This is a genomic window from Cytophaga hutchinsonii ATCC 33406 (assembly GCF_000014145.1).
Lineage (GTDB): Bacteria > Bacteroidota > Bacteroidia > Cytophagales > Cytophagaceae > Cytophaga > Cytophaga hutchinsonii.
Map to the genome: position 1 here is coordinate 1,880,809 of NC_008255.1, position 26,819 is coordinate 1,907,627.

A 26,819-nucleotide genomic window follows, 5' to 3' on the forward strand; every position below is an offset into this window, starting at 1 on the left:
ATTTGTACTTATGGCAAACGTACTTATAGCACCAAGTGTATTATCTGCAGACTTCGCAAATCTGGAGAGAGATGTTAAAATGATCAACTCCAGTAAAGCGGATTGGTTTCATATTGATATTATGGACGGCGTTTTTGTTCCCAATATCTCTTTTGGATTTCCTGTTATGCAGGCAATTAATAAACATGCAGCAAAACCGTTGGATGTGCATTTAATGATTGTAAATCCTGAGAAATATATTCAGACATTTAAAGACTCCGGTGCCGCAAATATTTCTGTACACTATGAAGCATGTACCCACTTGCACCGTACCATTTATCAAATAAAAGATGTTGGTTGTAAAGCAGGTATTGCAATCAATCCACATACACCTATTCATCTGTTAAAGGATGTGATCAAAGACATTGATCTTGTTTGTATGATGTCTGTAAACCCGGGTTTTGGCGGACAGAAATTCATTGAACATACGTACCAGAAAGTACGGGATCTGAAACAATTGATACAGGAAAACAATGCAAACGTATTGATTGAAATAGATGGAGGCGTAAATGAAGTTACAGGACCTAAATTGGTTCAGGCAGGTGCAGATGTACTTGTTGCCGGCAATTATGTTTTCTCTGCAAAAGATCCTGTAGCAACAATTGAACAACTCAAAAATATATAAGCGATCCGTTCGTTAACCTGTCAGATGTATATAGCACGATTTTTTTTTACGTTTCTCTTATCCATACTTCTGACAGGTTATTGTTTTTCTCAACACGCCACTATTAAAGGATATATACTAAATGCCGAAGGAGATTCTATTCCCGGTGCATATGTCTTTTTAAATGACACCATTCCGTTAGCCGTTTCCAATACTTCAGGTTTTTATTCTGCAACAATACCGTGTTGTAAGCCTGTTGTTATTTCCATTAAATCGCTTGGCTACAAAAAAACACCAACAACATTGCAAGCAAAAGCAAATCAGGTAATATACCTGAACATTAAAGCAGAAGAAAATATTGTTGAAGGAAAAACGATTGACATCATTGATTATTCTAAAGATACCTTATTGTATAATTCGGTAGAAATAAATACAAAAGATGCAAAATATCTTCCGTCGGCCTTTGGAGATTTTACAAAAGTGCTTCCAGCAATGGCATTGGGTGTAACTTCAAACAATGAACTTTCCACGCAATATTCTGCACGTGGGGGAAACTTCGATGAAAATTTAATTTACATCAACGATATTGAAATTTACACACCTCAACTGGCTAAAGCCGGCCAGCAGCAAGGACTGAGTACGGTCAATACAGACCTTATAAACCGAGTATCATTCAGCACCGGTGGCTGGGAAGCTAAATACGGAGATAAGCTTTCATCCGTTTTAAATGCCAGCTATAAAACACCCAGGCGGTATGCCGGATCTGTAACGGCAGGTTTTCTGGGTGGTGCAGCCCATATAGAAGGCATAAGTATAAATAACCGTTTGTCTTTTGTGTCTGGAGCACGATTAAAATCTGCGTCCTATTTATTAAAAACGTTAGATACTAAAGGCGAATACAAGCCTGTGTTTTGGGATTGGCAAACGTTACTGACGTATGATATTACATCAAAGAACAAATACAAATACTCTCAGGGCATTTCTAAAGTGGACCTCCTGTTTATTGTTTCGAATAACAAATATGAAATTACTCCAACAACACGTCAGACAACATTTGGTACACTGGACGATCCGCTTCGTTTTAATGTAGCGTTTGATGGCAGGGATATATTAACCTACCAGACAGTACAAGGCGGAGTACGTTACATGCATCGTTTTAATAATGCCTTTAAAACAGCGTTTGGTTTAAATGGATACATAGCTTCCGAAAGAGAATATTATGATGTGGAATCCGGATATAAAATAAACTCTGTGGATCAGGATCCCAATTCACCAAGCTACAACCAGGATGTTATAACCAAAGGCATTGGTTCGTATTTTGAACATGGACGAAATTTATTTAAAGCAGCATCCATTAATGTAAATAACCGCAGCACCTATCACATCAATAAACAAAATCAAATTGATTTCGGCGCTTCTGTTCAGCGTGAAATGATAAACGATCATTTTGAAGAATATAATTTTTCAGACTCTGCTTCCTATGTTGATCTTACCAGATCTGTCTACAAAAACACGCTGTTGAATTCTAGCCGTCTTCAGGCATACGGTCAATACACACACTTTATAGATTCAACACATACCTTTATTACAGGTGTACGGTTAAATTACTGGTCTCTGAATGAACAGCTGCTTGTGTCACCCAGGCTGCAGTATACATACCAGCCAAGAAACAATACGTTGATTAAATTCCGGATCGGTACAGGTTTATATCAGCAGCCGGCCTATTACAGAGAAATGCGCGCTATAGATGGTACGGTAAACACCGGAATAAAAGCTCAGCGTTCGTATCATTTTATCGCAGGTATGGATAAACAGTTTCTGCGCTGGGGAAGAAAATTTACCTTAATTACAGAAGCATACGTTAAATATATTGATCGCATTGTGCCTTATGATTTGTATGATGTACGTCTGCGTTATTATGGGTATAACGACGGAACCGCTTATGCAACGGGCTTTGACATGCGGTTGAATGGCGAGTTTGTAAAAGGAGTGGAGAGCTGGTTTAATTTAGGTATTCTTTCTACCAAAGAAAATATCGCTGATGACAACCGAGGCTATATCCGTCGCCCTACAGACCAGCGCGTTACGGCAGCCATTTTCTTTCAGGATCACATTCCTAACAATCCCACAATCAAAGTATACCTGAATCTGCAATTTGCTTCAGGCTTACCATTCGGCCCTCCCGGAAATCCGGAGTATCGTTCATCGCTCCGTGCACCTGCTTACAGACGAGTCGATATCGGTTTTTCAAAACTCATTTCATTTAACGACAAAGATCTGATTCAACGTAAGGTATTTGAATCCATCTGGATCAGCTTAGAAGTTCTGAACTTATTGGGAACTTCTAATACTATTTCCTATTTATGGATTCCGGATTACAGCGGCAACACGTATGCTGTACCAAATACCCTCACAGCCAGAGTTGTCAACCTAAAGACAATAGTTAGGTTTTAGTAATTAGTAACTGGTTCCCAGTTATTAGACAATAGGTATTAAGTATTAAGTACTTTTTCGTCTGGAAACTAGCGACTAGCAGCTGGTAACCAGACATATCTTGCATCGTCAAAAAAAAGTACTACCTTTGTTCCCGTTAATGGTTTATTTCAACGTTTGAAATAATTAAAAGGGAAGCCGGTGTAAATCCGGAACAGTTCCCGCTGCTGTAAGCTCATCATTACGTTATATTTCATTTAGCCACTGAATTTATTTGGGAAGGCGGATATAACAGAGTAAGTCAGAAGACCTGCCACTAACACACTATTCGAAGCTTTCGGTGAAAAGGCTAGCGGGTAAGTTCTAAATGCAGGTGTTAATCTGCATTATTGCATTTATCTTCCTGTAACATCTAAGCTCGGATGATTTATAAAAATCATTTGATGCAATCAAGTACATTCATACGTCTCATTTTACTTGTATTACCTGTCTTAACAGGTAACTACTATTGCTTTGCACAAATTAATACAGACTCTGTATATGTGATGCCTGTAATGCAGGTAAATGATTACCGCTACAACGATTTTTCTGCCGGAAGTAAATCTATTACGATTGATTCGGCCTATTTAAAAAACAATCCCGGTTCACTGGCAGATGTATTAAGTAACCAGTCATCGGTATACATTAAAGCATACGGTGTATCTTCTCTTGCAAGTATATCCGTACGCGGAGGTTCAGCTTCACAGACACAAACAACCATGAATGGCATGATCATGAACAGCCCTACAACCGGACAGCTTGATTATTCTACCATTCCATCTTTCATTTTTAATAATCTGCAGATTCAATATGGTTCTCAGGTTTCCTTAATGGGAAGCGGAGCTATAGGAGGCAGCGTACATTTATCCAATCAACAGGATTTTATAAAACGAAAACAAATACGCATAACGTACCAGCAGGCAAGCTTCAGCTCGCTATTACCTATTGCATCTATACGCGCAGGCGATTCAACAAAACAATTATTTATTTCTGCGTATTATAAACAGGCACAAAATAATATAGCTTATTTCACTAATGCTGAAAAAAAACGGATTGATCACGCTGCACAAAATCAAAAAGGAGTCTATGTCGATTATAGTTTCAGAATAAAAAATCATACACTGAAATACTGGTCATGGTATCAACAGATGAACCGTGATCTGCCGGGTACAACATCAGCGCTTTATTCAGATGCGACGCAATACGACCGTAACTGGAAACAGGGGATTCAATGGACATACGCGAAGAAACGCAACGTGATACAAGGCAGGTTAGGGTATCAGGAAGATAAAATGAATTATGAATCAGACACATCAAATATCCATTCTATTATATCAAGCAGAATTATTCAGGCAGAGCTGGAATACCGCTATCAGCTTAATACGCATGTAAATCTGTTAGCGGGTTCTCAGCTGATTCTTCAGGAAGGGATGTCGGATAATTTTGTTACATCATCTGTTCATCAAAATAAATATGCCGTATTTATTTCTTCATCAATTCGTTTTCTTACTAATAAACTAATTTTCCTGCCGTCTGTTCGCCAGGAGTGGTGCAATACCTGGGTGCCATTCACGCCATCGCTAGGTATAAATTATTTTATTTTTCCGACGTTAAAGCTTCATGGCTTAGCCGGTTATAATTACCGCATTCCCTCCTTGAATGATTTGTATTGGAATCCGGGAGGAAACAACTCGTTAAAACCTGAACACGGCTGGGGATATGAAGGAGGGCTTACAATTGAAAAAAAATACCATGCATTTGAAATCTATCAGGATGTTACGGGATATACACGAACCATTTCAGACTGGATTTTGTGGACACCCAATAACGGTATCTGGATGCCGGACAACATTCAACGCGTATGGTCAAGAGGGCTTGAATTGGAATCAGGTATAAAAATTCATTCCAGCAGATATTCATTTCATATACGTAATTCTTTTGCCTATACAAAATCCACCAATGAGTCTGATCTGCAAAGCACAGATCAGCGCTTAGGCAAACAACTGATCTATGTACCTTACTATAAGAACTCCTTGTCAACATCTATAGCTACCAGACGCGTTGAAGCCGGAATGATTTACAACTACACTTCCTGGAGTTTCATTACCTCAGATAATTCAGATTATTTAAACCCATATCATTTATTTGATGTTTTTTCAAACATTACACTTGATTTAAAAAAAGCAAAATCAATACTCACACTAAGTGCACGCATCAACAATCTCTTTAATACAAACTATAAGGTTGTGTCAAGCAGGCCTATGCCGATGCGCAATTATCAATTAACAATTTCTTATACATTCAATTAATACACATATGAAAAAACTGTTTACGAGTTTATTATTGTTAACACAATCTGTTGTGGGATTCACACAGATAACATCAACATTTGAGAGCTTGCCGCTTGATCAGACAGGATACTGGATAGGAGCAGATAAGTCTGGCGGTTTTACAGATGGCAACGCTTATTTTAAAAATAATTATTCCACAGAATATGGAGATGGTTACTGGGAAGGTGGCTTTGCTTATTCTAATCACACAGATGTAACAACAGCTGGGTTTACAAATCAATACAGTGTTTATACAGGCAGTGGTGTTGGCCATTCAGGTAAATTTGCAATCGGAAAAGATCAGGCAATTGTGCAGTTAAAAAATGAAGCAAAAAAATCTCCGGTAACAGGTTTTTATGTAGCTAATACTACTTATGCTGTATTAGATATGAAAAATGGTACACCAACTATTTCTAAAAAATTTGGAGGCGCATCAGGAAATGACCCGGATTATTTTCAATTAGCAATTACTGGTTTCAGAAACAATGCTGTTATTTCAGATACAGTAAAAATTAAATTAGCCGATTATACTTTTACTGATAATGCAAAAGATTATATTTTAGACAGATGGAAATGGGTAGATCTAAGACCATTGGGTGTTGTAGATAGCTTAATCTTTCTTTTAACCTCATCTGACAATGGTAATTTTGGAATGAACACTCCAAACTATTTTGCAATAGATCATTTCAATGAACCGCTTTATGATGTAGCAGTTGCAGATGGCAGTACCCAGGCTTTATCTAAAGATGATCTATTATTTAAATCATGGGCAAATGCAGCTGCTGTAACAAGAGGTTATCAGGATATTGCAGTAGGTGGGGCATTGGCCAATGTAGGAACAGATGATAAAGCAACGTTAAAAGCTGACGGATCAGTCGTATCATTAGGAGATAATGGCGTAGCAATTCTTGAATTTCAATATCCGGTGATGAACGGTGCAGGCCCTGATTTTGCTGTGTTTGAAAATGGATTTAACAACTTCAGCGGTCCGGGACAATTTCTTGAATTAGCATTTGTTGAAGTAAGTTCAGATGGTATAAATTATGTGCGTTTTCCTACCGTTTCAAAAACAAATTCACTTACTCAGATTGGTAGTTTTGGATATACAGATGCTGCATTATTGCACAACCTGGCAGGGAAATATGTGTCAGGATATGGTACACCATTTGATCTGGATGAATTAAAAAATAATACGCTCATAGATGTAAACAATATTACACATGTAAAAATTATTGATGTAATCGGATCAGTTAATTCAGGCATTGCAACAAAAGATTCATTAGGTAACCCGGTAAATGATCCATACCCAACAGCTTTTGGTTCTGGTGGATTTGATCTGGATGCAGTAGGTGTAATTAATCAGAATGCACTTTCAACATCTGTAAAAAACACATCCGTGCAAATAATTCAGGTATATCCAAACCCATCTTCAAATACATTTAATATATCTTTATTAAACCAATCGTACGTTGGTGAACAATTAACTATTTTTGATTCTAATGGTATACTAATGGCAGATCAGATTGTTTCAGGAAAAGACATCATTGACGCATCTTCATGGAACAATGGCATCTACTATATCCGTGTAGGAAATACAACGCAAAAAATTATTAAAATAGACTGATGAATCGGATTCTTTCATTTATAGCATTCATTTTACTTATTAGTTCATGTAAACCACCGGTAAGGGAATCAGATCCCTTACCGGATTTGCTTAATACGGGCATATACATTGTAAACGAAGGTAATTTTATGTCGGGCAACGGAAGTGTAAGCTTTTATGATTCATCGACCAACACCGTTACACAGGATCTGTTTTATTTAAAGAATAATAAACAGGCCGGCGACGTATGTCAGTCTCTATCGTATTATAATAATGAATTTTATCTGGTCGTAAATAATTCAGGAAAAATTGAAATCGTAGACAACGACTTTGTTAATACAAAAACAATATCTGGTTTTACATCACCCAGATACATCAGCTTTTCTGCAAACAACAAAGGATATGTTTCAGATCTGTATGGAAAAGGAATCTCCGTTGTAGATACACGCACGCACACAATCAATAAAAAAATCACCATCAATTACTGGACCGAAGAATTGCTTATTTTCCGTGATACGCTTTATGTAACCAGCCCCAACAGCAGATATCTGTATTTGATAGATACACATACAGATGTGTTAAAAGATAGTGTGGATATAGGCTTTGGAAGTTCATCTATTGCGGTAGATGATAACAACAAGATCTGGATCTTATGCAGTGGAAATAAGTCGCTTTCAATCTTTCCTTCTATATGTTGCCTGGATCCAATAAACAGGGAAGTGGTACGAAACATTTCCGGTGTAAATTATGACAGCTATGCATCTAAGCTAAATTATAATAAAGTCGATAAACACATGTATTGGATAGAAGGGGATATTTATAAATTAGCTACCAATACTTCTGCATCAGTAAAAGAAAAAGTAATAGACGCTGCAGGTAAAAACTTTTATGGATTAGGCATCAGGCAGCAAAACGGTGATGTTGTTGTAAGCGACGCGGGTGATTTTTCCCAGCGATCTACCATCTATATATATACAAATGCCGGCATCGAACGTACGCACTTCAATGCCGGCATTATCAGCGGCGGTTTTTTTATTAAATAAGCACTAGAATACAAAACCTAATCTAAACCCTGCTTTAGGGACAACACCGCTGTAATCCTGAGACTCCAGAATCCAGAAACGTTCATCCGTATATGTTGCCGGACTGTTATTGTCAGAACTTTTAACACCACCGCCAACAAACATATCCATTACAAAAGAATTTTTTATAACTACCTGATAACCGAAAACTGCACCGAATTCACCCGTTGTGATTGAATACTTCATTTGTGAAGGCGGCATACTTGTATATTGACTGGTAATAGGATCATATGTACTTGTCCCGTCTCTATTTATTACAAAATCATTTTTAGAGTATTTATAATAAGGACCTGCATACAAACCGCTCATATGTGAACGTCCACGCAAAAAGTAATATTTTAACATACCTTCAACAAGTCCGCCTGAAGCTTTATCTTTGTCTTTATATGCTGTACCATTATAATTTGTGTCATAGTTTTTCTGTGCAGATAATAATCCACCGGTAATCTGCAAAGAAATGCCTGAAGCAATGTATCTTTCGTAAGACAACATAAATGTTGAAACAAAAAAACCTTGAGGAGTGAATTTAAAGCAGTTCTTTTTTGCTTGAAGCTCATCATCAAATTGTGCCTGAGCTTTATAAGCGGAAATAATGAGTAAACTGCTTAAAACGATAGTTTTTAAAAATCGGCTGATTAAGAACATATGCATATGTATTTAGTTTAGATAAATATCCTTAAATTTAACTAAATAATCTATACATAAATATGCTTAAAATTTATACATAAACCATCTTTTATAGCATATGTCTGATAACTGCTATTGAAATCCATCTGCTCTAAAAGCATTTTACTAAAAACCTTTAAGATGTATGCATAGATATTTACAAAGATATTCTATGTAATGATGTTTCAATTAACATGTAAATTACTAATTGTTCATTCACCAATAAAGTAGGCTTTAACAAAATATTCTTTATTTCTTTTAATATACGATGTTTCCTAAATTATCTGAATCCTTCTATCTACGGGAAAACGTACAGCTGATCAGTAAGGAGCTGCTAGGAAAAGTACTCGTAACGTATATTGATGGAAAATATACTGCAGGTATAATTACTGAAACAGAAGCCTATCAGGCCCCGGAAGATAAAGCATCGCATGCATTCAACAACAGACGTACAACACGTACAGAAGTATTTTATAACAAAGGCGGAATCGGATATGTGTACCTTTGTTACGGCATACATCATTTATTCAATGTTGTTACAAATAACGAAAATATACCCCATGCAATTTTAATCCGCTCGGTAGAACCGCTGGAAGGTGTTGATATAATGATGCAGCGTAGGAATAAAAAGAAACTGGACAAAACACTTACTGCCGGCCCCGGTGCATTATCACAGGCATTAGGTATTACCAGGCTACACAATAAAATTCCGTTATCCGCAAATACGGTCTGGATAGAAGACCGGAACATCCCGGTTGAATCAATTGTATCAACAACACGCGTAGGAATTGATTATGCACAGGAATATAAAGACAAACCATGGCGTTATTATATTGCAGGCAACAAATGGATCAGTAGGGGTTAATCGCATTAACCCGTAGGAGCAATAGGATTAACCCGTAGGGGGCAATAGCATTGCCCCGTAACATTGATCCATAGCATTGAACCGTAATAAACCAACAGCATTCGTTCCATAAACCAACAATCGTATTAACCCTGTAACAAATTCAACAAATCACATTATTATATTGAATCAAATACAACATATATCTATGAAATTCATTCAAAAAATCAGCTGTGTTTTATTACTTCTCTGTACGCTGAACGTACAGGCACAGCAGGGAAACAGCTGTCCGGAAGATCTGTTCCCGTTTTACGACAAAGAAAAAAAAGCATGGGGATATGCAGATGTAATGGGAATGATGGTTATAGAACCCATCTTTACCAAAGTATCACCTTACAGCAGCAACAAAGCTATTGTTCAAAAAGGTAATTTATGTGGCGTACTTGACTGCAATGGTAATCTTGTTGTGCCTGTACAATATGAAAAGATTTTAAACTTCCGCTACAACAAAGCATGGGCATCCAAAGGTGGTATGTGGGGTTTAATCGATGACAAAGGAAGAAATGTATTGGCACATCAGTTCACAGATATGTATGCCATTCATGGTACAGAACTTACCTGGGTAAAAAAAGATGGGCTATGGGGTTTGTTTGATGAAGACAATACCAAATACATCATTGTACCGCAATACACCGTTGCACAGGTACTTTCTCCCAACTGTTCATTGATACAGAAGAACGGCAAACTCGGTGTTGTAAACCATGTGAACGGCGGCTTCCTGTTAGAGCCTAATATTGAAAACGTAAAAAAGATTTCACCGCGTGATATTATTTTTAATCAGGATGGCAAATGGGGGATTTTTAACAACATTGGAAAAGTAACGCTGAATCCTACCTACGATTCGCTGGATGTATTCAGAACAAATACACTGATTGCTAAATTAAACAATCAGTACGGCTTGCTCGATCTGGCAGGCGGCATATTGTTGCCGGTTGAATATCAATTTATCGCCCCGTATCAGAGCGGCTTCTATCGCATCAAAAAAAATAATGTATACGGATTTGCTTCTGTTAAAGGAAAAGTTTTCATTAAACCCAAATATGTTGATGCGGCTGATTTTTCTAATGGCACAGCCATTGTAAAAGAAAAAAATCTGTATGGCATCATTGATCTGAAAGATTCATTTGTTGTTAAACCTATTTATACAACAATATTTCCATCTGCATATAATGAATATTATGTTGGCAAAGAACCTGACCAGGCGGATGAGAAAAGTACACCGCAGCTGGATCTGATTGTACCACTTACATCTTCTGTTTTTTATGTAAAGACTTTTCAGCAGGTAAGTCTAAGCGATTCCATTTCAGCTATACGAATCAAACAGAAAAACAAATGGTATTACTATAACGGTAAAGCACAGAACCTGAAATTTGATATTGGTTTTGATGTTGCGGAACCATTTTCAAATGGCATGGCAACGATCAGGCAAGGAAACAATACAGGTATTATAAATCATGCAGGCAACTATATTCTGGAACCGAATTATTCATCTGTTGAAATAGCGAAGCTTGGAATTAAAACATATTATATCGTAACCGAAAACAACCTGAAAGTCTTGCTGGACAACACTGGTAAACGTGTGCTTCCTTCGGCATACCAGGAAATTATACTTCAGGCTCCGAATCATATTAAAGTGAAAAAAGATAATCTGTGGTCATTGATGCGTCTTGATGGTACGATGATTTCTACGGAATTCTATACATTCATGGATCCGTCAAATGTAATGCCTGTGCCTGTGATGCGTTCAAAAAAATGGTGTTTGCTGAATCAGGATGGGATTGAAACAAAATTGATAAAAGCTGTATCAATCAAACAGGATAAAGCCAACGCAAGCGTATACATTGTTGATACCGGCAAAGCAACGTATGCCATAAACAAAATGGGAGAGAAGCTGCAATAATTTCAAACTGCTTTATATAATATAAAACGGTTTATTAAGCAGCACATTCATTTATAGATATTTAAATAGATATTCGGAAAAATTCGTACTTTTGAATTACAGATAAATAGTATTCTATAATAATAAATAGTATGACAACAGGAGAAATTCACACCGATAAAGGTGTTATGAAAGTAGAACTATATGATCAGGATACACCTATAGCGGTAGCTAACTTTGTTAAACTTGCGAAAAGCGGATTTTACGATGGCTTAAATTTTCACCGTGTAGTTCCTGATTTTGTGATTCAGGCTGGTTGCCCGAATGGTACTGGCAGCGGCGGGCCGGGATATACCATTAAATGTGAAACAAAGAACCCGAGCCAGTATCACGACCGCGGTATATTATCTATGGCACACAGAGGAAAAGATACAGGTGGTTCACAATTCTTTATTTGCCACAACCGTAAAAGAACAGCCGGGCTGGATGGTTTACATACCTGCTTTGGTAAAGTAACCAAAGGTCTTGAAATTGTGGATCTGATCAGAGAAGGTGATAAAATCCAGAAGATCGTGATCAACTGATTCATTCATATATACCAAAATAAAAATCCCTGTTCAATTATTGAAGCAGGGATTTTTTTATGCATTACTGATGTCTGAAAATACAATCGATTGGCTATTTTAAGACAAGACAGGAGAAGGCAACAAGTAAGGTTTAGCTACGTTTATCCCATGGTTATCCCACCGTTGTACCATGTCTTCACCATATATGTCTCATAAAATTCCTATGTCAATGACAGGGTGATTATAAACAGTACCTGAAGCCAAATCAGAAAGGCAGAATAATCTACGAAAGGAAACAACAAAATACTCATTAACAATCACTTAATATCTATAAAATGTCTCTGTGGATAATCCACGCTTTACGCGTCACAGATTTTTTGTAAATTGTTCCTGCGACTAAAATAACACACCGATTCTACATGGCAGCTGAGAAACCAATATATACCGAAGACAGTATCCGTTCACTCGATTGGAAAGAACACATCCGGTTACGTCCGGGTATGTATATCGGGAAACTGGGTGATGGTTCTGCTCAGGATGACGGTATCTATGTTCTTGTTAAAGAGATTATAGATAACTCCATCGATGAACACATGATGGGGAACGGGAAGCAGATCGACATCGTAATTACGGATAAAAAAGTAGAGGTACGCGATTATGGACGCGGAATTCCTTTGGGAAAAGTGATCGATTGTGTATCCAAGATTAATACCGGTGGTAAATATGATAGTGGTGCTTTCCAGAAATCCGTTGGTTTAAATGGTGTCGGTACCAAAGCCGTAAATGCGCTTTCAGCTTATTTTAAAGTTCAGTCCATCCGCGACGGCAAAACTAAAGTTGCAGAATTTGAAAAAGGTGAATTAGTAAAAGATCATAAAGAAACATCAACGACCGAAAAAAACGGTACGATGATTACGTTCACACCTGACAATACAATTTTTAAAAATTTTTATTTCATTCCGGAGTTCCTGGAAGAACAATTGTGGAACTACGCGTTCTTAAATGCAGGGTTAACAATAAATTATAACGGAAAAAAATATTATTCTGAAAATGGTTTGCTGGATCTGTTAAAACGTAAAGCAGATGTGGAATCTATCCGTTACCCATTCATTCATCTGAAAGGAAATGATATTGAAATCTGTTTAACACACGGAGAACAATACGGAGAAGAATATTACTCCTTCGTAAATGGCCAGTACACAACACAGGGAGGAACGCATTTAGCAGCCTTTAGAGAAGCCGTTGTTAAAACGGTTAGAGAATACTACAAAAAAGATTTTGACGCGTCAGACGTGCGCTCATCCATTATAGGCGCTATTGCAATCCGCGTACAGGAGCCGGTATTCGAATCGCAGACGAAAACAAAGCTCGGTTCTCAGAACGTTGCACACGAAGGACCTACGGTTCGTAACTTTGTTAACGATTTTGTAAAACGTGAACTGGATAATTACCTGCACCAGAATTCTACAGCAGCCGATGCCTTATTAAAAAGAATTTTACAATCTGAACGCGAGCGTAAGGACATTGCAGGTATTAAAAAGCTTGCAAATGACCGTGCTAAAAAAGCAAATCTGCATAATAAAAAATTACGTGATTGCCGTTTCCATTTAGACGATGAAAAATCGGATAAACGTTATGAATCTACCCTGTTTATTACCGAAGGGGATTCTGCCAGCGGATCAATTACAAAATCGCGTAAAGTAGAAACACAGGCCGTATTCAGCTTACGCGGTAAACCATTAAACTGTTTCGGACTTACTAAAAAGATCGTTTACGAAAACGAAGAATTCAATCTGCTTCAGCATGCCTTGAATATTGAAGACGGACTTGAGGGATTACGATATAAAAACGTTGTGATCGCTACCGATGCCGATGTAGATGGTATGCACATCCGTTTGTTATTGATGACGTTCTTCCTGCAATTCTTTCCGGATCTGGTTCGTAACGGACACTTATTTATTTTAGATACACCTTTATTCAGGGTCCGGAATAAAAAAGAAACGATCTACTGCTACAGCGAAGAAGAAAAACAAAAAGCAATGGCTAAGTTGGGTGTAAAGCCAGAGATCACCCGATTTAAGGGGTTAGGAGAAATTTCACCCGATGAGTTTGGCCACTTTATCGGAGAGAACATTCGCCTTGACCCGATTATTTTAACCAAAGAAATTACAATACCTAAATTACTTTCTTACTACATGGGTAAAAACACCCCGGAACGTCAGCAGTTCATTATCGAAAATCTTAAACTTGAAAAAGATGCACCGGTAGTAGATGAAGAAAAAGTATCGGCAGAAGTAGTCGAATAACAGAAAAATAAAGATCAAAAAGCACACCTGAATTTTTCTGCGTGTGCTTTTTTGTTTTATATTTAATTATTCTTTTTCCAAACAGTTTCTTTTTGAATTCTCCAAATAGATTGTTCTTTTTATTCTTCAATACAATATGATACGAACTAAAAGCAAAAAAGAATATCATACATTGCTGTTTTCATTTTCCATGATTATAGCGTTAATGATTTGCAGTTTGGTTTTCAATGAACTTACAGAATCCAATATCATTGAAGTAGATGCCGGCTCTTATGTTATCAGCGCCATTATTGGACTTGTAACCATTTATATTTCAAAATTAAAAGACAGACCAAAAGATGAGGATCACCCGCTGGGTTTTTCAGGTTATGTACCAATCTTAAATCTGATCCGCAGCTTCATGATCATTTTAATATGTATCAAAGCAATCGGTGAATCGCTCGGCAGCATATACAGCGGACCTCCGGAAACAGACCACAAAATCATGTTCAGCTATGCATTGATCACCTCTGTATTTAATATGATTGCTTTTTTTATTATAAGCCATAAAGGAAAACAACTCGATTCTGCATTATTGAAAACCGATGCACTGGAATGGAAAACAGATATTGCGTTTAATATATCCATTATCCTGGCTATTGTCTTATCATACGGGCTTACGTTTACTTCATTTAAAGAATATGGGAATTACATAGATCCGGTATTTTGTATTGTTTTTTCAATCGCTATGGCATATTCACCGGTTATGTTATTCTCTGAAAATGTAAAACTCCTGTCTGTATCATCTATTGATAAAGAGCTGCAGCAACAGGTTATTCGTGCATTTAAAGAGAAACTGTCTATTCTTGAACAATATCAGGCAAAGTTTACCGTGCTGCATATAGGAGGGGTCTTATGGGTAAATATTGAACTGGAAGTACCGGTAACGAGCCAGGATATCACACGCGATTATCTCATCATTAAAACTACAGGCGAAGGAATACTGAATCAGATCACTCCAGACAATAAAATTTCCTTTTTGATAAACCGCATCAAAGAATAACTACTTATTTTATTTATTATAGTACGAATGGTATAATAGTCTTTTTAGTAAAATGAAATTGAATATAACCGACTTGAATAGCTATTTAATTAACTGAAATTCAATATTTTAAATAATTTCTAATATTTAATTTGAAATATTTTTACGAGGTATACAATATTTTTTAATATCGTTCGACTATCCTAATAGAAGGAATTCAAAATACAAAATGGCAAATAGTCAGGAAGCACACATAGAACAGGTTTTTAAAAACCAACGCGGAGGCCTGTTAGGTTTTATCCGCAAGCGTGTATCCCGGCTGGAAGACGCAGAAGATATTCTGCAGGATGTATTCTTTCAATTTGTTTCTGCTTATGATAGCATTGAATCAATTGATAAAGTTAGTTCATGGTTATTTTCTGTTGCGCGTAACAAAATAACCGATCGCTATCGGAAGAAGAAGCCTGAAGCATGGTCTGATCTGGGATTTCAGGGGAAAAATGAAGATTCGGAAATGTTGATGCTGGAAGATATTCTTCCGGATTTTAAAAATACTCCGGAAGATGTTTATGCACGCAACGTAATCTGGGAAGCAATAGAGGTAGCCATGGCTGAAATGCCGGCAGAACAAAGACAGGTAATGTTATTACATGAATTTGAAGATAAGTCGTTTAAAGAAATAAGTGAAATTACAGGTGTTAGTGTAAATACACTGCTGTCAAGAAAACGGTATGCAATCTTAACACTTAGAAAAAAATTACAGGAATTGTATGATGAATTATAGCATCACAGAAATTCTAACAAATATCTGATTAACCAATTAACCTTATTAAGTCATGAAAAATAAAATCATCATCATCGCAAAAATAATCATTGGTGTGCCTTTAGTAATATTTGCTTTAGGATATATTACCATGCATTTGTGGAACTGGCTTGTGCCAACCTTGTTCAACGGTCCTGTAATTAATCTGTGGCAAACGTTTGGTATCGTTTTATTATCTAAAATTCTCTTCGGCGGATTTAAAGGCAAAGGCGGCGGATGTTGCTGCGGCAACCACCGTGATCCGCGCCAAGCATGGAAAGAACATATGAAAGCAAAGTGGGACAATCTTTCAACGGAAGAACGTACCAGTTTAAAAGATAAATTCTTTAATAAATGTGCACCAAGATTTACAAATTCAACCGATTCTGAAGATTCACTTAAATAAGTAAATAACATGGAATTATTTTTGATCAATTATCAACTGAAAATTGCTGTTAAAAATAACGGTGAATTTTCAAACGAATACGATATCCGGACAGAATCAATGACCAATACAAGTAATTTCCTGCCGGAAATACTGACAGACATTTATGAAAAGCATCGCCATGAATGGCTTATGGCAGTGGAGATACAGGATGTTACGCTTATTGAAACCATCGATGTGGAACAACATGAATTAGTACATGTTTAAAATCAATACAACAAACAAAAAAGGCTGCATACATTGTATGACAGCCTCTTTTGTTTGTGCATGTCAGATAAACTATTCTTTATGCTTTAAATTTAAAGGAACATAAAGCAAAATATTGAGCTGCATTAAATTGTCTTTCTTTTTCCTGTTTCCCCAATGTGAAATATTATCTATGTAATCCGTCATGGGGTTTAAAAAACCAACATCCATTCCGATCCCATACCCGTTCGGTAAGTGATAAGCCACGCCAATCCTGACCGGAAGCATAATAGTAATGTTGGAATATTCTTCTCCTTTTGCACGTGTTGTAAATTGATTTGAATACGAATCATTAAATTGGTCTTTAGGATTGTACCGCAGAATCGAAATACCCGGACTGAAATAAAGCGTATACAACTCTTTTTTTATAATATTAATGCGCAACTCATAGCCTACACTAAATAAAGATGTTTTGAAATACTTATTTGGAGTTGTCTGCACAGTCGATTCATATACATAGGAAGGATTATTTCCGCGTACACCACCTGCCATTAAATGGATAAATCCATTGATGCGTTTTTTCTTATTGAATAAAATACCTGCATGAAACGTGCCGCCCCAACTTTCATAAGACTGCGAAAGATCGCCGCGATAGGAGGTACCGCCTATACCAGTAAGTACGAATACCCGTCTATCCTCAATATTCTGAGCATATATCACAGTGTTTAAAAATACAAATAGAACAATTAAAAGCACATAGCGCATATCTGCATACTTATTTTTCATGAAATATGACGTTCATTTTGTTTTAATTTCCTTCATGATGTCTTCTAAAATATCTACCTGAATTTCCTGAATCTCAAGCAAACGTCTGTTCTGATGAATCATTAAATGATCCAGTTTTTCATGAAGCAATTTAATTTCCAGTTCAGCTTTGAGGTTTATTTTGTATTCATATTCATTCCGGATACGATCTTTCTGCTCCCGTCTGTTTTGACTCATCATAATGATAGGTGCCTGAATAGCAGCAAGGCAGGATAAAAGTAAATTCAATAAAATAAACGGATACGGATCAAAAGCAGTTTGTGCCAACCAGAAAATATTGATCAGCATCCATACAATCAGGAAGGAGAAGAAGGAAATTATAAATGTCCAGCTGCCACCAAACTCGGCGATGGAATCTGCCACACGTTGTCCAAAGGTCAGGCTATCATTGAGGTCAGGCTCAATGTTATCTGAAAGAATCTGATTGTGCGTGATTGATTCTACTACTTCATTCTCGAGGCTTGAAAGTTCTCTGTTCTCTTTGTTAATGATGCCTTCCAGATATGTTTTACGGTATTTATCCAGCACATCAAGCGAAATATAAGAGCTGGGAGTGAGATCCGGATAATCTTTCTGAATCAACTCAAATAAGGAAGGACGGATAAAATCAGCCTTGTGGCAATTACTTTTATCAAATTCTTTTTTTGTAATATGACACGTTACTTTTTCCATACAGATATCAATGATTACAGGTGAAATCTATTCTTTAAATAAGGCAAAAAAAAACCGGTATAAAACCGGTTTTAAATTATTTAATTTTTGAGAAATCAAATGTCTCAAGGAATGCTGTCGTAAACTTCCCGGACCTGAACTGAGGGTCGTCCATCATCGTAATATGGAATGGAATAGTTGTTTTTACACCTTCAATAACAAACTCCTGTAAGGCACGTTTCATGCGGTCACACGCTTCATCACGCGTAGCCGCGTTAACGATCAGCTTAGCAATCATAGAATCGTAATTAGGAGGTATTGTATAACCTGTATAACAGTGGCTGTCTACACGTACACCAAAACCGCTCGGCATATGGAAGTTCGTGATCTTGCCCGGAGAAGGACGGAAACCGTTTGCAGCGTCTTCCGCATTTATTCTGCATTCAATAGAATGACGTAACGGTAAGTAGTTTTTCTTTTCAAGCTTTTCGCCTGCTGCCACTCGGATCTGCATTTTAACAAGATCCACACCAGTTACTTCTTCGGTAATGGTATGTTCAACCTGAATACGGGTATTCATTTCCATGAAATAGAAATCACCGTGTTTGTCTACCAGGAATTCAATGGTACCGGCACCTTCATACTTAATAGATTTTGCACCTTTTACAGCAGCTTCACCCATTTTAGTACGCAAGCGTTCTGTAATGATCGGAGAAGGAGTTTCTTCAATCAGTTTCTGGTGACGTCTCTGAATAGAACAATCTCTTTCAGATAAGTGAACAACCGTTCCGAATTTATCGCCTAATAACTGAACTTCTATATGGCGTGGTTCTTCGATGAATTTTTCTAAATACAAACCATCGTTACCAAAAGAAGCGCCAGCTTCCTGTTTCGCATCAACCCATGCTTTTTCAAATTCACGGTCGCTGCGGATAATACGCATACCTCTGCCACCACCGCCAGCCGTAGCTTTCAGGATCACAGGGTACTTTACTTTATTCGCTAATTTGATACCTTCTTCGATTGAACCCAACAAACCATCCGAACCGGGAATACATGGCACACCGGCTTTTTTCATGGTATCTTTTGCAGAAGCTTTATCGCCCATAGAATTAATCATTGCTGCACTTGCACCAATAAATTTAATTCCATAGTCTTCACACACCTGAGAGAATTTTGCATTTTCAGACAAGAACCCATAACCAGGGTGAATAGCATCTGCATTTGTAATTTCAGCAGCTGCAATAATATTTGGTATGCTCAGGTACGATTGATTCGAAGGAGCAGGTCCTATACAAACCGCTTCATCAGCAAAACGTACATGTAAACTTTCTTTATCTGCAACAGAGTATACAGCAACCGTTTTTATTCCAAGCTCTTTACAAGCACGGATTACACGTAATGCAATTTCTCCCCTGTTAGCAATTAATATTTTCTTAAACATATATATATCCCGTAAATGAACTATTCAACAATTAATTACTTAGGTTCAACTAAGAATAATGGTTGATCGTATTCAACTGGAGTAGCGTTTTCAACTAATATTTTAACAATTTTACCTGAAATTTCAGATTCAATTTCATTAAATAATTTCATTGCTTCAATGATACAAACTGGCTTGCCAGCTTCGATGACATCCCCAACATTTACAAAAGAAGGAGTTTCAGGACTAGAAGAACGGTAGAATGTTCCGATCATCGGTGATTTAATTGTAATCAGATTTGATGATTCAGCAGCAGGAGCAGAGACTTTTGTCTCAGCAGCAGCAGGAGTGGCAACTGGTGCTTGAGTAGCAGGTAATTGTTGGATTGGTGCTACCTGAGGTAATGCAGGCATTATGATATCCGAAGCTTTAACAGCAGAGTTCGGATATTTTTTAACGTTTATTTTAAATTGTTCTGTTTCAATATTTACTTCCGCTAAACCTGAGCTAGCAATAAAGTCAATCAATTCCTGAATTTCCTTTGGTTTCATCAGTCTTTAAATTTTAATAACCGTTTTAATGCGTTAACGTGTAACGATACTATTTAATAAATTTCAATAAACAAATAGCTAAATTTATTTTGGGTCGTAACCCCATTTCAAATAAACAGATCCCCAGGTAAAGCCACCGCCAAACGCTGCCAATACCAAATTATCTCCTTTTTTAAGTTGTTTTTCGTAATCCCAAAGCACAAGCGGGATAGTAGCACTTGTTGTATTGCCATAACGCTCAATATTGATCATAACCTTTTCAGGTCCAACATTCATGCGCTCTGCAGTTGCATTAATGATTCGTTTGTTTGCCTGGTGAGGTACTAACCATTGTACATTATCGCCGGTTAATTGATTACGCTCCATGATTTCAGCTGCCACATCTGACATATTTTTAACAGCAAATTTGAATACTGTTGCACCTTCCTGATGTGCAAAGTGCTCGCTGTTCATAACTGTTTCTAGAGATGCAGGATGGCGACTGCCGCCGCCTTTCATAATCAGATATTGCGCTCCGGAACCATCTGTTTTTAAAACACTATCAACAACACCAAATCCGTCGTTGTTAGGTTCCAGCAAAACGGCACCAGCACCATCACCAAATAAAATACATGTATTGCGATCTTTGTAGTTAACAATGGCAGACATTTTATCTGCACCTACTACAATAACTTTTTTAAATTTGCCGCTCTCAATATATTGAGAACCTGTTACCAATCCGAATAAAAAACCCGAGCAGGCTGCATTCATATCATAGCTGAATGCATTTTTCAGTCCGCACATATCCGATACTAAATTTCCTGTAGCAGGAAATACATAGTCCGGAGTGGTTGTACAGCAAATTAATAAATCGATTTCAGAAGGGTCTGTATTTGTTTTCGCAAGGAGATCGTTAACTGCTTTCTCAGCCATGTGAGAAGTACCTAATCCTTCGCCCTTTAAAATGCGACGTTCTTTAATCCCGGTTCTGGAAAGAATCCACTCATCAGATGTTTCAACAAGTTGTTCTAATTCCTGGTTTGTTAATATATAATCCGGTACATAACCTGCAATACCGGTAATACATGCCTTTACATTGCCCATCTTCTAGTTGTTGAGATTAGCTGTATGCGTTTTTAATTTTTTCAGAGATTTTGGCTTGTGTTAACTGGTACGCCTGATGCATCATATTCTTGATTGCCTTCGGGGAAGAAATTCCATGACCAATGATTACATTTCCATTAACTCCTAAAATCGGACTACCGCCAACTTCTTCATAATTGAACATATTGAAGAATGTATCATCGTATCCACGCTTAGAAACTAAATCATAAAACGTTTCACCCATTTTCAGGATGATATTGCCTGTATAACCGTCGCAAACAATAACGTCTGCTTTGTTATTAAATAAATCCCGTCCTTCAATGTTTCCAATGAAATTAATAGAATCCAGCTCCTTAATTAACTGATGTGCAGCTAATGTCAGAATGGTTCCTTTTTCTTCTTCTTCACCAAGATTCATTAAACCCACTTTCGGATTTTCAATTCCAAATACATATTTCGTATATAAAGAACCGATAACCGCAAACTGAGCAAGCATTTCTGGCTTACAATCTGCGTTAGCACCAACATCTATTACAACAGCAAAACGTCCTGATTCTTGAGGCATAAAGCCAGCAATCCCAGGACGAAGAATACCTTCAATAGGTTTGATACTAAACATAGACCCTACAAGCATAGCTCCCGTATTTCCTGCACTACAAAAAGCATCAACTTCTTTTTGCTTCAGCAGGTGGAACCCGACAGCGATACTGGAATTAGGTTTTTGAGAAAAGGCTTTTGTTGGATGCTCGGCCATGCCAATTACCTCATCAGCATGAACAATTTGTATTCTGCTCTTGTTACCCTCAAGCGTAGACAAATGTTCACGGATTAGCTGTTCCTTGCCGATCAGAATAATTTCTGCGTCGGCAGGAAGAGAGTCAGAGGCAAGGATGGCACCCTCAATGATAGCCTTGGGAGCAAAATCTCCTCCCATCGCATCTAGTGCTAACCTCATCAGCTTATACTGCTAAGGCTTTTTCGATTGCCAATTTACCTCTGTAGTGTCCGCACTCCGGACAAACTATATGAAGCAGGACAGGTGCGCTACAATTAGAGCATTCAACAAACTGAGAAGCAACCGCTTTGTAGTGAGTTCTTCTCTTGTCTCTCCTTGTTTTGGAAATTTTGCGTTTAGGATGAGCCATTTCTTTATTACTAGTTTAACTTACTTTTATCTTTTAAACTCTTTAGTGCCAGCCACCTCGGATCAATTAAATCTTCAGTAGGTGATTCACTCTTTTCTTCATTTTCCGTTTCTGTAGAATAAATCAATAATGTTTCTGATGTATCATTATCGACTTCTTCTTCCTGAAAACGGGGATGAAGTTTTTTTATGGGTACTTCTAAATTAATAAACTCATAAATATACTGAGCGATATTAATTTTGATGGTTTCTCTTTTAATGCCAATAATCTCTTCTGTTATTTCGCCTTCTTCTTCAGAATATTTGAATAAAAGAACGTTTTCAGATGAAATAGGTTGCTCAAAGGTATCTAAAGAACGATCACAAACCAATTCAACAACTCCATTTAATATGAAATTCATTCGAATAAGCAGGGGCGTTTTCTCAAATTCTACATCAACCGTTACTGATCCCTTCTGGATCAGACTATCTTCAAATAACGTAAAAAAAGAATCATTAAGCTGGAACTCAAACTTGTGCGGTGTGTGTTCCTTGACATGTGATATCTCAATATCAAAATCTCTTAACCTATTCTTTTGCATATGCTATTTATAGGATGGGGTGCAAAGTTATAATATTCAATTGATTTAAAAAAGGGTTATTCATTCATATTTCCCCTTTATTCATCAATTTTACTTACTTATTTACTAACAAACTGTTTTTTACCAAGTCACAGGCCAAATAAATGGCCGATCTGAAGGACTCTTCAGCCACCAGATTTTTACCTGCCAGATCATATGCTGTTCCATGATCAGGTGAAGTACGGATAAATGGCAAACCACCAGTAAAATTAACGCCTTCATCAAAACACAATGCTTTAAAGGGAGCCAACCCCTGATCGTGATACATGGCTAAAACTCCATCAAACTTGGTATAGTGATGCTGTCCGAAAAAGCCATCTGCCGGGAAAGGGCCAAATATTAATATTCCTTTATCTTTTAATTCTTTAATTACCGGAGAAATTAACGTTTGCTCCTCTGTACCCATCATTCCGTTCTCTCCTGCATGAGGATTTAGTCCTAAAACAGCAATTTTAGGTTTTAAAATACCAAAATCCTTTTTCAAGGAATTATATAACAGGTTTATTTTAGTCAATAAACGTTCGCGGGTTAAATTGGCGGTTATTTGTGCCACAGAAACGTGTGCTGTAGCTAACGCAACCTTCATAGTAGGACTAACCATTACCATAAGGTTATCTTTTACGCCACAGCGTTCTGCCAGATATTCTGTATGGCCTGCAAATGTAAAGCCTTCCTGCTGAATATTCTTTTTATCTATAGGAGCGGTTACAATTGCCTGTATTGAACCGGCAAGCGCATCACTCACGGCTTTTTCCAATGAAAGGAAAGCCGCTTTACCAGACTCGTTGGTAGGTTGACCAGGCGTAACTTCAAAGTCATCTTCCCAGCAAACCAGAAGGTTAATTTTTTTAGGTTGCACTTCCTGTATACTGCGGATTGAATGAAAATTCAGCTCTTCATACAAGCCTAATATTTTCTTATAACGGGCAAGTAATTTATAATTAGCATAAATCACAGGTATACACACTTTTAGTATACGGGAATCTGAAAAAGTTTTAAGGATTAATTCCGGGCCAACGCCATTGAAATCACCTAGGGTGATACCAATAACAGGTCTGTCAAATGTTGGATTTGGTGTCATTTTACCTATTTATTACATTCAAAGGTAATCAAAAGTTATTACACAAGTTCCAAAACTCTTTGAACAATTCAATAATTTGAAAATTTAATCCTTAATCTCTTATATATTTTAGGTTACCTTTATTCGGGAAAAGAGTATTTATATGTATATAATTCATATTACCAATTTATTAGTTTCCCTTATATCTATTTTAATAAAATTCTTCTTTAACAATTCTTGCTCGTTTTGATTAAAGTAGTAGTGTTTGAAAAAAGCCTCTTTCGTCGGAGGCTTTTTTTCTTTTTATATGGGTTTATTTTTTTCTATCACATAAGCAATACACTGGCAAACTATTACACAATTTATGGTTACATGGAAGGAGTTGTGTAACTTCGCAGAAATCTTTGGGTAGGATACATGGAAAAGGTAAAAGCAAAAAAACATTTAGGACAGCATTTTTTGAATGATCAGCAAATCGCACAGGATATTGTTGATGGCCTTACATTGCATGGTTCGTATAAAGAAGTTCTGGAGATAGGGCCGGGTATGGGTGTGCTTACACAATACCTGCTTAAAAATAATTCCTATCATACCAAAGTTGTTGATATCGATGGGGAATCAATCGAATATTTAAAAAAAGTATTTCCTCAGTTAAAGGATGATGTTATTCATGGCGATTTTTTAAAAGCAGATCTTGCCGATTGGTATCCCGATAAATTTGCTATCATAGGAAATTTTCCGTACAATATTTCAACAGAGATTTTATTTAAAGTGCTCGATTACAGAGAACAGATTCCGGAGGTTGTAGGCATGTTTCAGAAAGAAGTTGCCGAACGGTTTGCTGCTAAGAATGGGAATAAAACATACGGCATTACCAGCGTGTTGCTGCAGGCATTTTATGACATAGAATATTTGTTTACCGTACCGGAACATGTTTTCACACCGCCGCCTAAAGTGAAGTCGGGTGTGATTCGCTTAAAGAGAAATAACCGCACACATTTGCCCTGCGATGAAAAAGAATTTTTCAAAGTTGTAAAAGCAGGCTTTAACATGCGGCGTAAGACATTAAGAAATGCGCTCAAATCAATCAACGTGCAAAACATTTCTATGGATTTACCTATCTTTGATAAAAGAGCAGAACAACTATCTGTTCAGGAATTCTTCGATTTAACTAACATGCTTTCCGGAAAATAATAGTTATGGCATTTGAACTGACAGAAGATTTTATCAAGGAACTGCAGGAGCATCTTAGCCTTGCAGAAAACAATGCTGTACTTGAATTAGTAAATGAAATACCCGAGCAGGACTTATCTGCTATTTTATATGAGCTGGAAACAGAAGAATCTGTAGCGCTGTTAAATATTCTGACGACAGAAAAAAGTGCGCAGGTAATTTCAGAATTAGATACAGATATCCGTTTAAAAATTCTCAAACATTATTCTCCGGAACAAATTGCATCTTTCATTCAATTCATTGACTCCGATGATGCTGTGGATTTAATAAACGAATTGTCTGTAAAAACAGGTGAGGAAGTAATTGCATTTATCCAGAATCCGGAGAAAGCCGACCACATTATTGATCTGCTTCATTACGATGAAGATTGTGCCGGCGGCTTAATGGCTAAGGAATTAATAAAGGCAAATTTAAACTGGACAATTGATCGTTGCATTGAAGAGATCCGTGCACAGTCTAAAAATGTCGATAAAGTATTTTCTGTATATGTAGTTGATGACAACATGCGTTTGCTTGGGCTCTTATCACTGAAAAAACTTTTATTGTCAGACGAGCATGCCATCGTTGCTGATATTTATGATCCTACTATAAAGAGTATTGAATCGTATCGCAGTGGTACCGAAGTAGCCGACCTGATGCGTAAATATGATCTGGAAACCATTCCGGTTGTAAATGTGCAAGGCAAGTTATTAGGAAGAATCACCATTGATGATGTTATCGATTTAATTACCGAACAGGCAGATCTTGAAAGACAGATCATGGCCGGTATCTCAAACGATACCGAAGAAGATGATTCCGTTTGGCTGCTTTCCAAAAGCCGTTTGCCCTGGCTGATCGTTGGTATGATCGGAGGGATATTAGGTGCACAATTCATCGGTCTGTTCGAAAACGTGATCCATCAGGTTACGGCCATGGCATTCTTTATTCCGCTTATTACAGCAACAGGCGGTAATGTGGGTATACAGTCATCTTCTATGATTGTTCAGTCTCTGGCAAGAGATTCAACCTATATTGCCATGAATCCGGATCGGTTTATAAAGGGGTTTGTAGTTTCATTGATCAATGGTATCGCTATTTCTTCATTGGTTTTTATATTCAATTTAGTTTTAAAACAGGAAATGGATCTGGCGCTTACTGTTTCAATAGCGCTGTTTTGTGTAGTACTCGTTTCTTCGTTTATGGGTACAATTACTCCTTTGATATTATTTCGGTTTGGCGTAAATCCGGCATTGGCATCCGGTCCGTTTATTACTACAGCCAACGATTTGTTGGGGCTGGGTATATATTTTTCAGTAGCTCATTTATTATATTCTTTTTAATTCGC

General features: G+C 37.2%; 25 protein-coding genes and 1 riboswitch. Of the genes, 15 read left to right on the forward strand and 10 right to left on the reverse strand.

Translation table 11 applies throughout. The features are described 5' to 3' along the window. The first annotated feature begins 10 nt into the window (after positions 1 to 10). The 5 genes from rpe (at position 11) to CHU_RS07830 (ending at position 8,091) form a co-directional block, all read left to right on the forward strand. Positions 11 to 664 carry a ribulose-phosphate 3-epimerase gene (gene rpe, locus CHU_RS07810; protein WP_011584990.1) on the forward strand — a complete coding sequence of 218 codons (654 nt, stop codon included), beginning with the start codon at positions 11 to 13 and terminating at the stop codon, positions 662 to 664. A gap of 24 nt (positions 665 to 688) precedes the next feature. Beyond that, positions 689 to 3,097 carry a TonB-dependent receptor gene (locus CHU_RS07815; RefSeq protein WP_011584991.1) on the forward strand — a complete coding sequence of 803 codons (2,409 nt, stop codon included), beginning with the start codon at positions 689 to 691 and terminating at the stop codon, positions 3,095 to 3,097. Between the two features lie 123 nt (positions 3,098 to 3,220). Further along, a riboswitch (cobalamin riboswitch) is annotated at positions 3,221 to 3,409 on the forward strand. A 110-nt stretch (positions 3,410 to 3,519) separates the two neighbouring features. Then, positions 3,520 to 5,424 (forward strand): TonB-dependent receptor, encoded by a 1,905-nt coding sequence (locus CHU_RS07820; protein ID WP_143144159.1) that lies wholly within the window; start codon positions 3,520 to 3,522, stop codon positions 5,422 to 5,424. A 7-nt stretch (positions 5,425 to 5,431) separates the two neighbouring features. Next, positions 5,432 to 7,069, forward strand: a complete 1,638-nt coding sequence (locus CHU_RS07825; RefSeq protein WP_011584993.1) for a DUF4465 domain-containing protein — start codon at positions 5,432 to 5,434, stop codon at positions 7,067 to 7,069. Then, positions 7,069 to 8,091 (forward strand): YncE family protein, encoded by a 1,023-nt coding sequence (locus CHU_RS07830; protein ID WP_011584994.1) that lies wholly within the window; start codon positions 7,069 to 7,071, stop codon positions 8,089 to 8,091. Before CHU_RS07825 ends, CHU_RS07830 begins: the two co-directional genes overlap by 1 nt. A 3-nt stretch (positions 8,092 to 8,094) precedes the next feature. Here CHU_RS07830 and CHU_RS07835 read toward each other — a convergent pair whose 3' ends face one another. Then, positions 8,095 to 8,775, reverse strand: a complete 681-nt coding sequence (locus tag CHU_RS07835) for a DUF3575 domain-containing protein (RefSeq protein WP_011584995.1) — start codon at positions 8,773 to 8,775, stop codon at positions 8,095 to 8,097. 289 nt (positions 8,776 to 9,064) lie between these two features. On the opposite strand from CHU_RS07835, the gene CHU_RS07840 reads away from it, so the two are divergent. The 8 genes from CHU_RS07840 (at position 9,065) to CHU_RS07875 (ending at position 16,926) form a co-directional block, all read left to right on the forward strand. After that, entirely contained in the window at positions 9,065 to 9,661 is a 597-nt protein-coding gene (locus tag CHU_RS07840; protein ID WP_011584996.1) for a DNA-3-methyladenine glycosylase, read from the forward strand. A 187-nt stretch (positions 9,662 to 9,848) separates the two neighbouring features. Then, positions 9,849 to 11,600 carry a WG repeat-containing protein gene (locus CHU_RS07845; RefSeq protein WP_011584997.1) on the forward strand — a complete coding sequence of 584 codons (1,752 nt, stop codon included), beginning with the start codon at positions 9,849 to 9,851 and terminating at the stop codon, positions 11,598 to 11,600. A 131-nt stretch (positions 11,601 to 11,731) separates the two neighbouring features. Further along, the gene (locus CHU_RS07850; protein ID WP_011584998.1) at positions 11,732 to 12,163 is read left to right on the forward strand and encodes a peptidylprolyl isomerase; all 432 of its coding nucleotides are present in this window, start codon (positions 11,732 to 11,734) and stop codon (positions 12,161 to 12,163) included. A gap of 401 nt (positions 12,164 to 12,564) precedes the next feature. Next, entirely contained in the window at positions 12,565 to 14,451 is a 1,887-nt protein-coding gene (locus tag CHU_RS07855) for a DNA topoisomerase IV subunit B (RefSeq protein WP_011584999.1), read from the forward strand. Between the two features lie 136 nt (positions 14,452 to 14,587). Next, on the forward strand, positions 14,588 to 15,493 hold the full coding sequence (locus CHU_RS07860) for a cation transporter (protein WP_011585000.1): 906 nt from the start codon (positions 14,588 to 14,590) through the stop codon (positions 15,491 to 15,493). A gap of 208 nt (positions 15,494 to 15,701) precedes the next feature. Further along, positions 15,702 to 16,256, forward strand: coding sequence for an RNA polymerase sigma factor (locus CHU_RS07865; RefSeq protein WP_011585001.1), 555 nt, complete (start codon positions 15,702 to 15,704; stop codon positions 16,254 to 16,256). A gap of 52 nt (positions 16,257 to 16,308) precedes the next feature. Beyond that, positions 16,309 to 16,680, forward strand: a complete 372-nt coding sequence (locus CHU_RS07870) for a hypothetical protein (RefSeq protein ID WP_011585002.1) — start codon at positions 16,309 to 16,311, stop codon at positions 16,678 to 16,680. A gap of 9 nt (positions 16,681 to 16,689) precedes the next feature. Then, positions 16,690 to 16,926, forward strand: coding sequence for a hypothetical protein (locus CHU_RS07875; RefSeq protein ID WP_011585003.1), 237 nt, complete (start codon positions 16,690 to 16,692; stop codon positions 16,924 to 16,926). Between the two features lie 72 nt (positions 16,927 to 16,998). On the opposite strand, the gene CHU_RS07880 is transcribed toward CHU_RS07875, so the two are convergent. The 9 genes from CHU_RS07880 to pdxA all read right to left on the reverse strand — a co-directional run bounded on the left by CHU_RS07880 (position 16,999) and on the right by pdxA (position 24,283). After that, the gene (locus CHU_RS07880) at positions 16,999 to 17,691 is read right to left on the reverse strand and encodes a hypothetical protein (RefSeq protein ID WP_011585004.1); all 693 of its coding nucleotides are present in this window, start codon (positions 17,689 to 17,691) and stop codon (positions 16,999 to 17,001) included. 12 nt (positions 17,692 to 17,703) lie between these two features. Next, positions 17,704 to 18,402, reverse strand: coding sequence for a DUF1003 domain-containing protein (locus tag CHU_RS07885; protein ID WP_011585005.1), 699 nt, complete (start codon positions 18,400 to 18,402; stop codon positions 17,704 to 17,706). Positions 18,403 to 18,478: 76 nt separating this feature from the next. Then, the gene (accC, locus tag CHU_RS07890) at positions 18,479 to 19,825 is read right to left on the reverse strand and encodes an acetyl-CoA carboxylase biotin carboxylase subunit (RefSeq protein WP_011585006.1); all 1,347 of its coding nucleotides are present in this window, start codon (positions 19,823 to 19,825) and stop codon (positions 18,479 to 18,481) included. Between the two features lie 35 nt (positions 19,826 to 19,860). Then, positions 19,861 to 20,355: an acetyl-CoA carboxylase biotin carboxyl carrier protein gene (gene accB, locus CHU_RS07895; RefSeq protein ID WP_011585007.1), complete on the reverse strand. Its 495-nt coding sequence runs from the start codon at positions 20,353 to 20,355 to the stop codon at positions 19,861 to 19,863. Between the two features lie 84 nt (positions 20,356 to 20,439). Next, a complete protein-coding gene (locus tag CHU_RS07900; protein WP_011585008.1) occupies positions 20,440 to 21,438 on the reverse strand; it encodes a beta-ketoacyl-ACP synthase III in 999 nt (332 codons plus the stop codon). A 16-nt stretch (positions 21,439 to 21,454) separates the two neighbouring features. Continuing rightward, complete coding sequence (gene plsX / locus CHU_RS07905) at positions 21,455 to 22,393, reverse strand: phosphate acyltransferase PlsX (RefSeq protein ID WP_011585009.1); 939 nt, start codon at positions 22,391 to 22,393, stop codon at positions 21,455 to 21,457. 4 nt (positions 22,394 to 22,397) lie between these two features. After that, positions 22,398 to 22,583 carry a 50S ribosomal protein L32 gene (gene rpmF / locus CHU_RS19175; protein ID WP_011585010.1) on the reverse strand — a complete coding sequence of 62 codons (186 nt, stop codon included), beginning with the start codon at positions 22,581 to 22,583 and terminating at the stop codon, positions 22,398 to 22,400. 10 nt (positions 22,584 to 22,593) lie between these two features. Further along, positions 22,594 to 23,163 (reverse strand): YceD family protein, encoded by a 570-nt coding sequence (locus tag CHU_RS07910; protein WP_011585011.1) that lies wholly within the window; start codon positions 23,161 to 23,163, stop codon positions 22,594 to 22,596. Between the two features lie 94 nt (positions 23,164 to 23,257). Next, the gene (gene pdxA, locus CHU_RS07915; RefSeq protein WP_011585012.1) at positions 23,258 to 24,283 is read right to left on the reverse strand and encodes a 4-hydroxythreonine-4-phosphate dehydrogenase PdxA; all 1,026 of its coding nucleotides are present in this window, start codon (positions 24,281 to 24,283) and stop codon (positions 23,258 to 23,260) included. A 396-nt stretch (positions 24,284 to 24,679) separates the two neighbouring features. Here pdxA and rsmA point away from each other — a divergent pair, with 396 nt between their 5' ends. Together rsmA and mgtE are read left to right on the forward strand one after the other, a co-directional pair. Continuing rightward, positions 24,680 to 25,456 carry a 16S rRNA (adenine(1518)-N(6)/adenine(1519)-N(6))-dimethyltransferase RsmA gene (gene rsmA, locus CHU_RS07920; RefSeq protein ID WP_011585013.1) on the forward strand — a complete coding sequence of 259 codons (777 nt, stop codon included), beginning with the start codon at positions 24,680 to 24,682 and terminating at the stop codon, positions 25,454 to 25,456. 5 nt (positions 25,457 to 25,461) lie between these two features. Beyond that, on the forward strand, positions 25,462 to 26,814 hold the full coding sequence (mgtE, locus tag CHU_RS07925; protein WP_011585014.1) for a magnesium transporter: 1,353 nt from the start codon (positions 25,462 to 25,464) through the stop codon (positions 26,812 to 26,814). The last annotated feature ends 5 nt before the right edge of the window (positions 26,815 to 26,819 follow it).

Coding starts and splice junctions, on each gene's coding strand:
- rpe (WP_011584990.1), top strand. CDS start 11: ATGGCAAACGTACTTATAGCACCAAGTGTATTATCTGCAGACTTCGCA.
- CHU_RS07815 (WP_011584991.1), top strand. CDS start 689: ATGTATATAGCACGATTTTTTTTTACGTTTCTCTTATCCATACTTCTG.
- CHU_RS07820 (WP_143144159.1), top strand. CDS start 3,520: ATGCAATCAAGTACATTCATACGTCTCATTTTACTTGTATTACCTGTC.
- CHU_RS07825 (WP_011584993.1), top strand. CDS start 5,432: ATGAAAAAACTGTTTACGAGTTTATTATTGTTAACACAATCTGTTGTG.
- CHU_RS07830 (WP_011584994.1), top strand. CDS start 7,069: ATGAATCGGATTCTTTCATTTATAGCATTCATTTTACTTATTAGTTCA.
- CHU_RS07835 (WP_011584995.1), bottom strand. CDS start 8,775: ATGTTCTTAATCAGCCGATTTTTAAAAACTATCGTTTTAAGCAGTTTA.
- CHU_RS07840 (WP_011584996.1), top strand. CDS start 9,065: ATGTTTCCTAAATTATCTGAATCCTTCTATCTACGGGAAAACGTACAG.
- CHU_RS07845 (WP_011584997.1), top strand. CDS start 9,849: ATGAAATTCATTCAAAAAATCAGCTGTGTTTTATTACTTCTCTGTACG.
- CHU_RS07850 (WP_011584998.1), top strand. CDS start 11,732: ATGACAACAGGAGAAATTCACACCGATAAAGGTGTTATGAAAGTAGAA.
- CHU_RS07855 (WP_011584999.1), top strand. CDS start 12,565: ATGGCAGCTGAGAAACCAATATATACCGAAGACAGTATCCGTTCACTC.
- CHU_RS07860 (WP_011585000.1), top strand. CDS start 14,588: ATGATACGAACTAAAAGCAAAAAAGAATATCATACATTGCTGTTTTCA.
- CHU_RS07865 (WP_011585001.1), top strand. CDS start 15,702: ATGGCAAATAGTCAGGAAGCACACATAGAACAGGTTTTTAAAAACCAA.
- CHU_RS07870 (WP_011585002.1), top strand. CDS start 16,309: ATGAAAAATAAAATCATCATCATCGCAAAAATAATCATTGGTGTGCCT.
- CHU_RS07875 (WP_011585003.1), top strand. CDS start 16,690: ATGGAATTATTTTTGATCAATTATCAACTGAAAATTGCTGTTAAAAAT.
- CHU_RS07880 (WP_011585004.1), bottom strand. CDS start 17,691: ATGAAAAATAAGTATGCAGATATGCGCTATGTGCTTTTAATTGTTCTA.
- CHU_RS07885 (WP_011585005.1), bottom strand. CDS start 18,402: ATGGAAAAAGTAACGTGTCATATTACAAAAAAAGAATTTGATAAAAGT.
- accC (WP_011585006.1), bottom strand. CDS start 19,825: ATGTTTAAGAAAATATTAATTGCTAACAGGGGAGAAATTGCATTACGT.
- accB (WP_011585007.1), bottom strand. CDS start 20,355: ATGAAACCAAAGGAAATTCAGGAATTGATTGACTTTATTGCTAGCTCA.
- CHU_RS07900 (WP_011585008.1), bottom strand. CDS start 21,438: ATGGGCAATGTAAAGGCATGTATTACCGGTATTGCAGGTTATGTACCG.
- plsX (WP_011585009.1), bottom strand. CDS start 22,393: ATGAGGTTAGCACTAGATGCGATGGGAGGAGATTTTGCTCCCAAGGCT.
- rpmF (WP_011585010.1), bottom strand. CDS start 22,583: ATGGCTCATCCTAAACGCAAAATTTCCAAAACAAGGAGAGACAAGAGA.
- CHU_RS07910 (WP_011585011.1), bottom strand. CDS start 23,163: ATGCAAAAGAATAGGTTAAGAGATTTTGATATTGAGATATCACATGTC.
- pdxA (WP_011585012.1), bottom strand. CDS start 24,283: ATGACACCAAATCCAACATTTGACAGACCTGTTATTGGTATCACCCTA.
- rsmA (WP_011585013.1), top strand. CDS start 24,680: ATGGAAAAGGTAAAAGCAAAAAAACATTTAGGACAGCATTTTTTGAAT.
- mgtE (WP_011585014.1), top strand. CDS start 25,462: ATGGCATTTGAACTGACAGAAGATTTTATCAAGGAACTGCAGGAGCAT.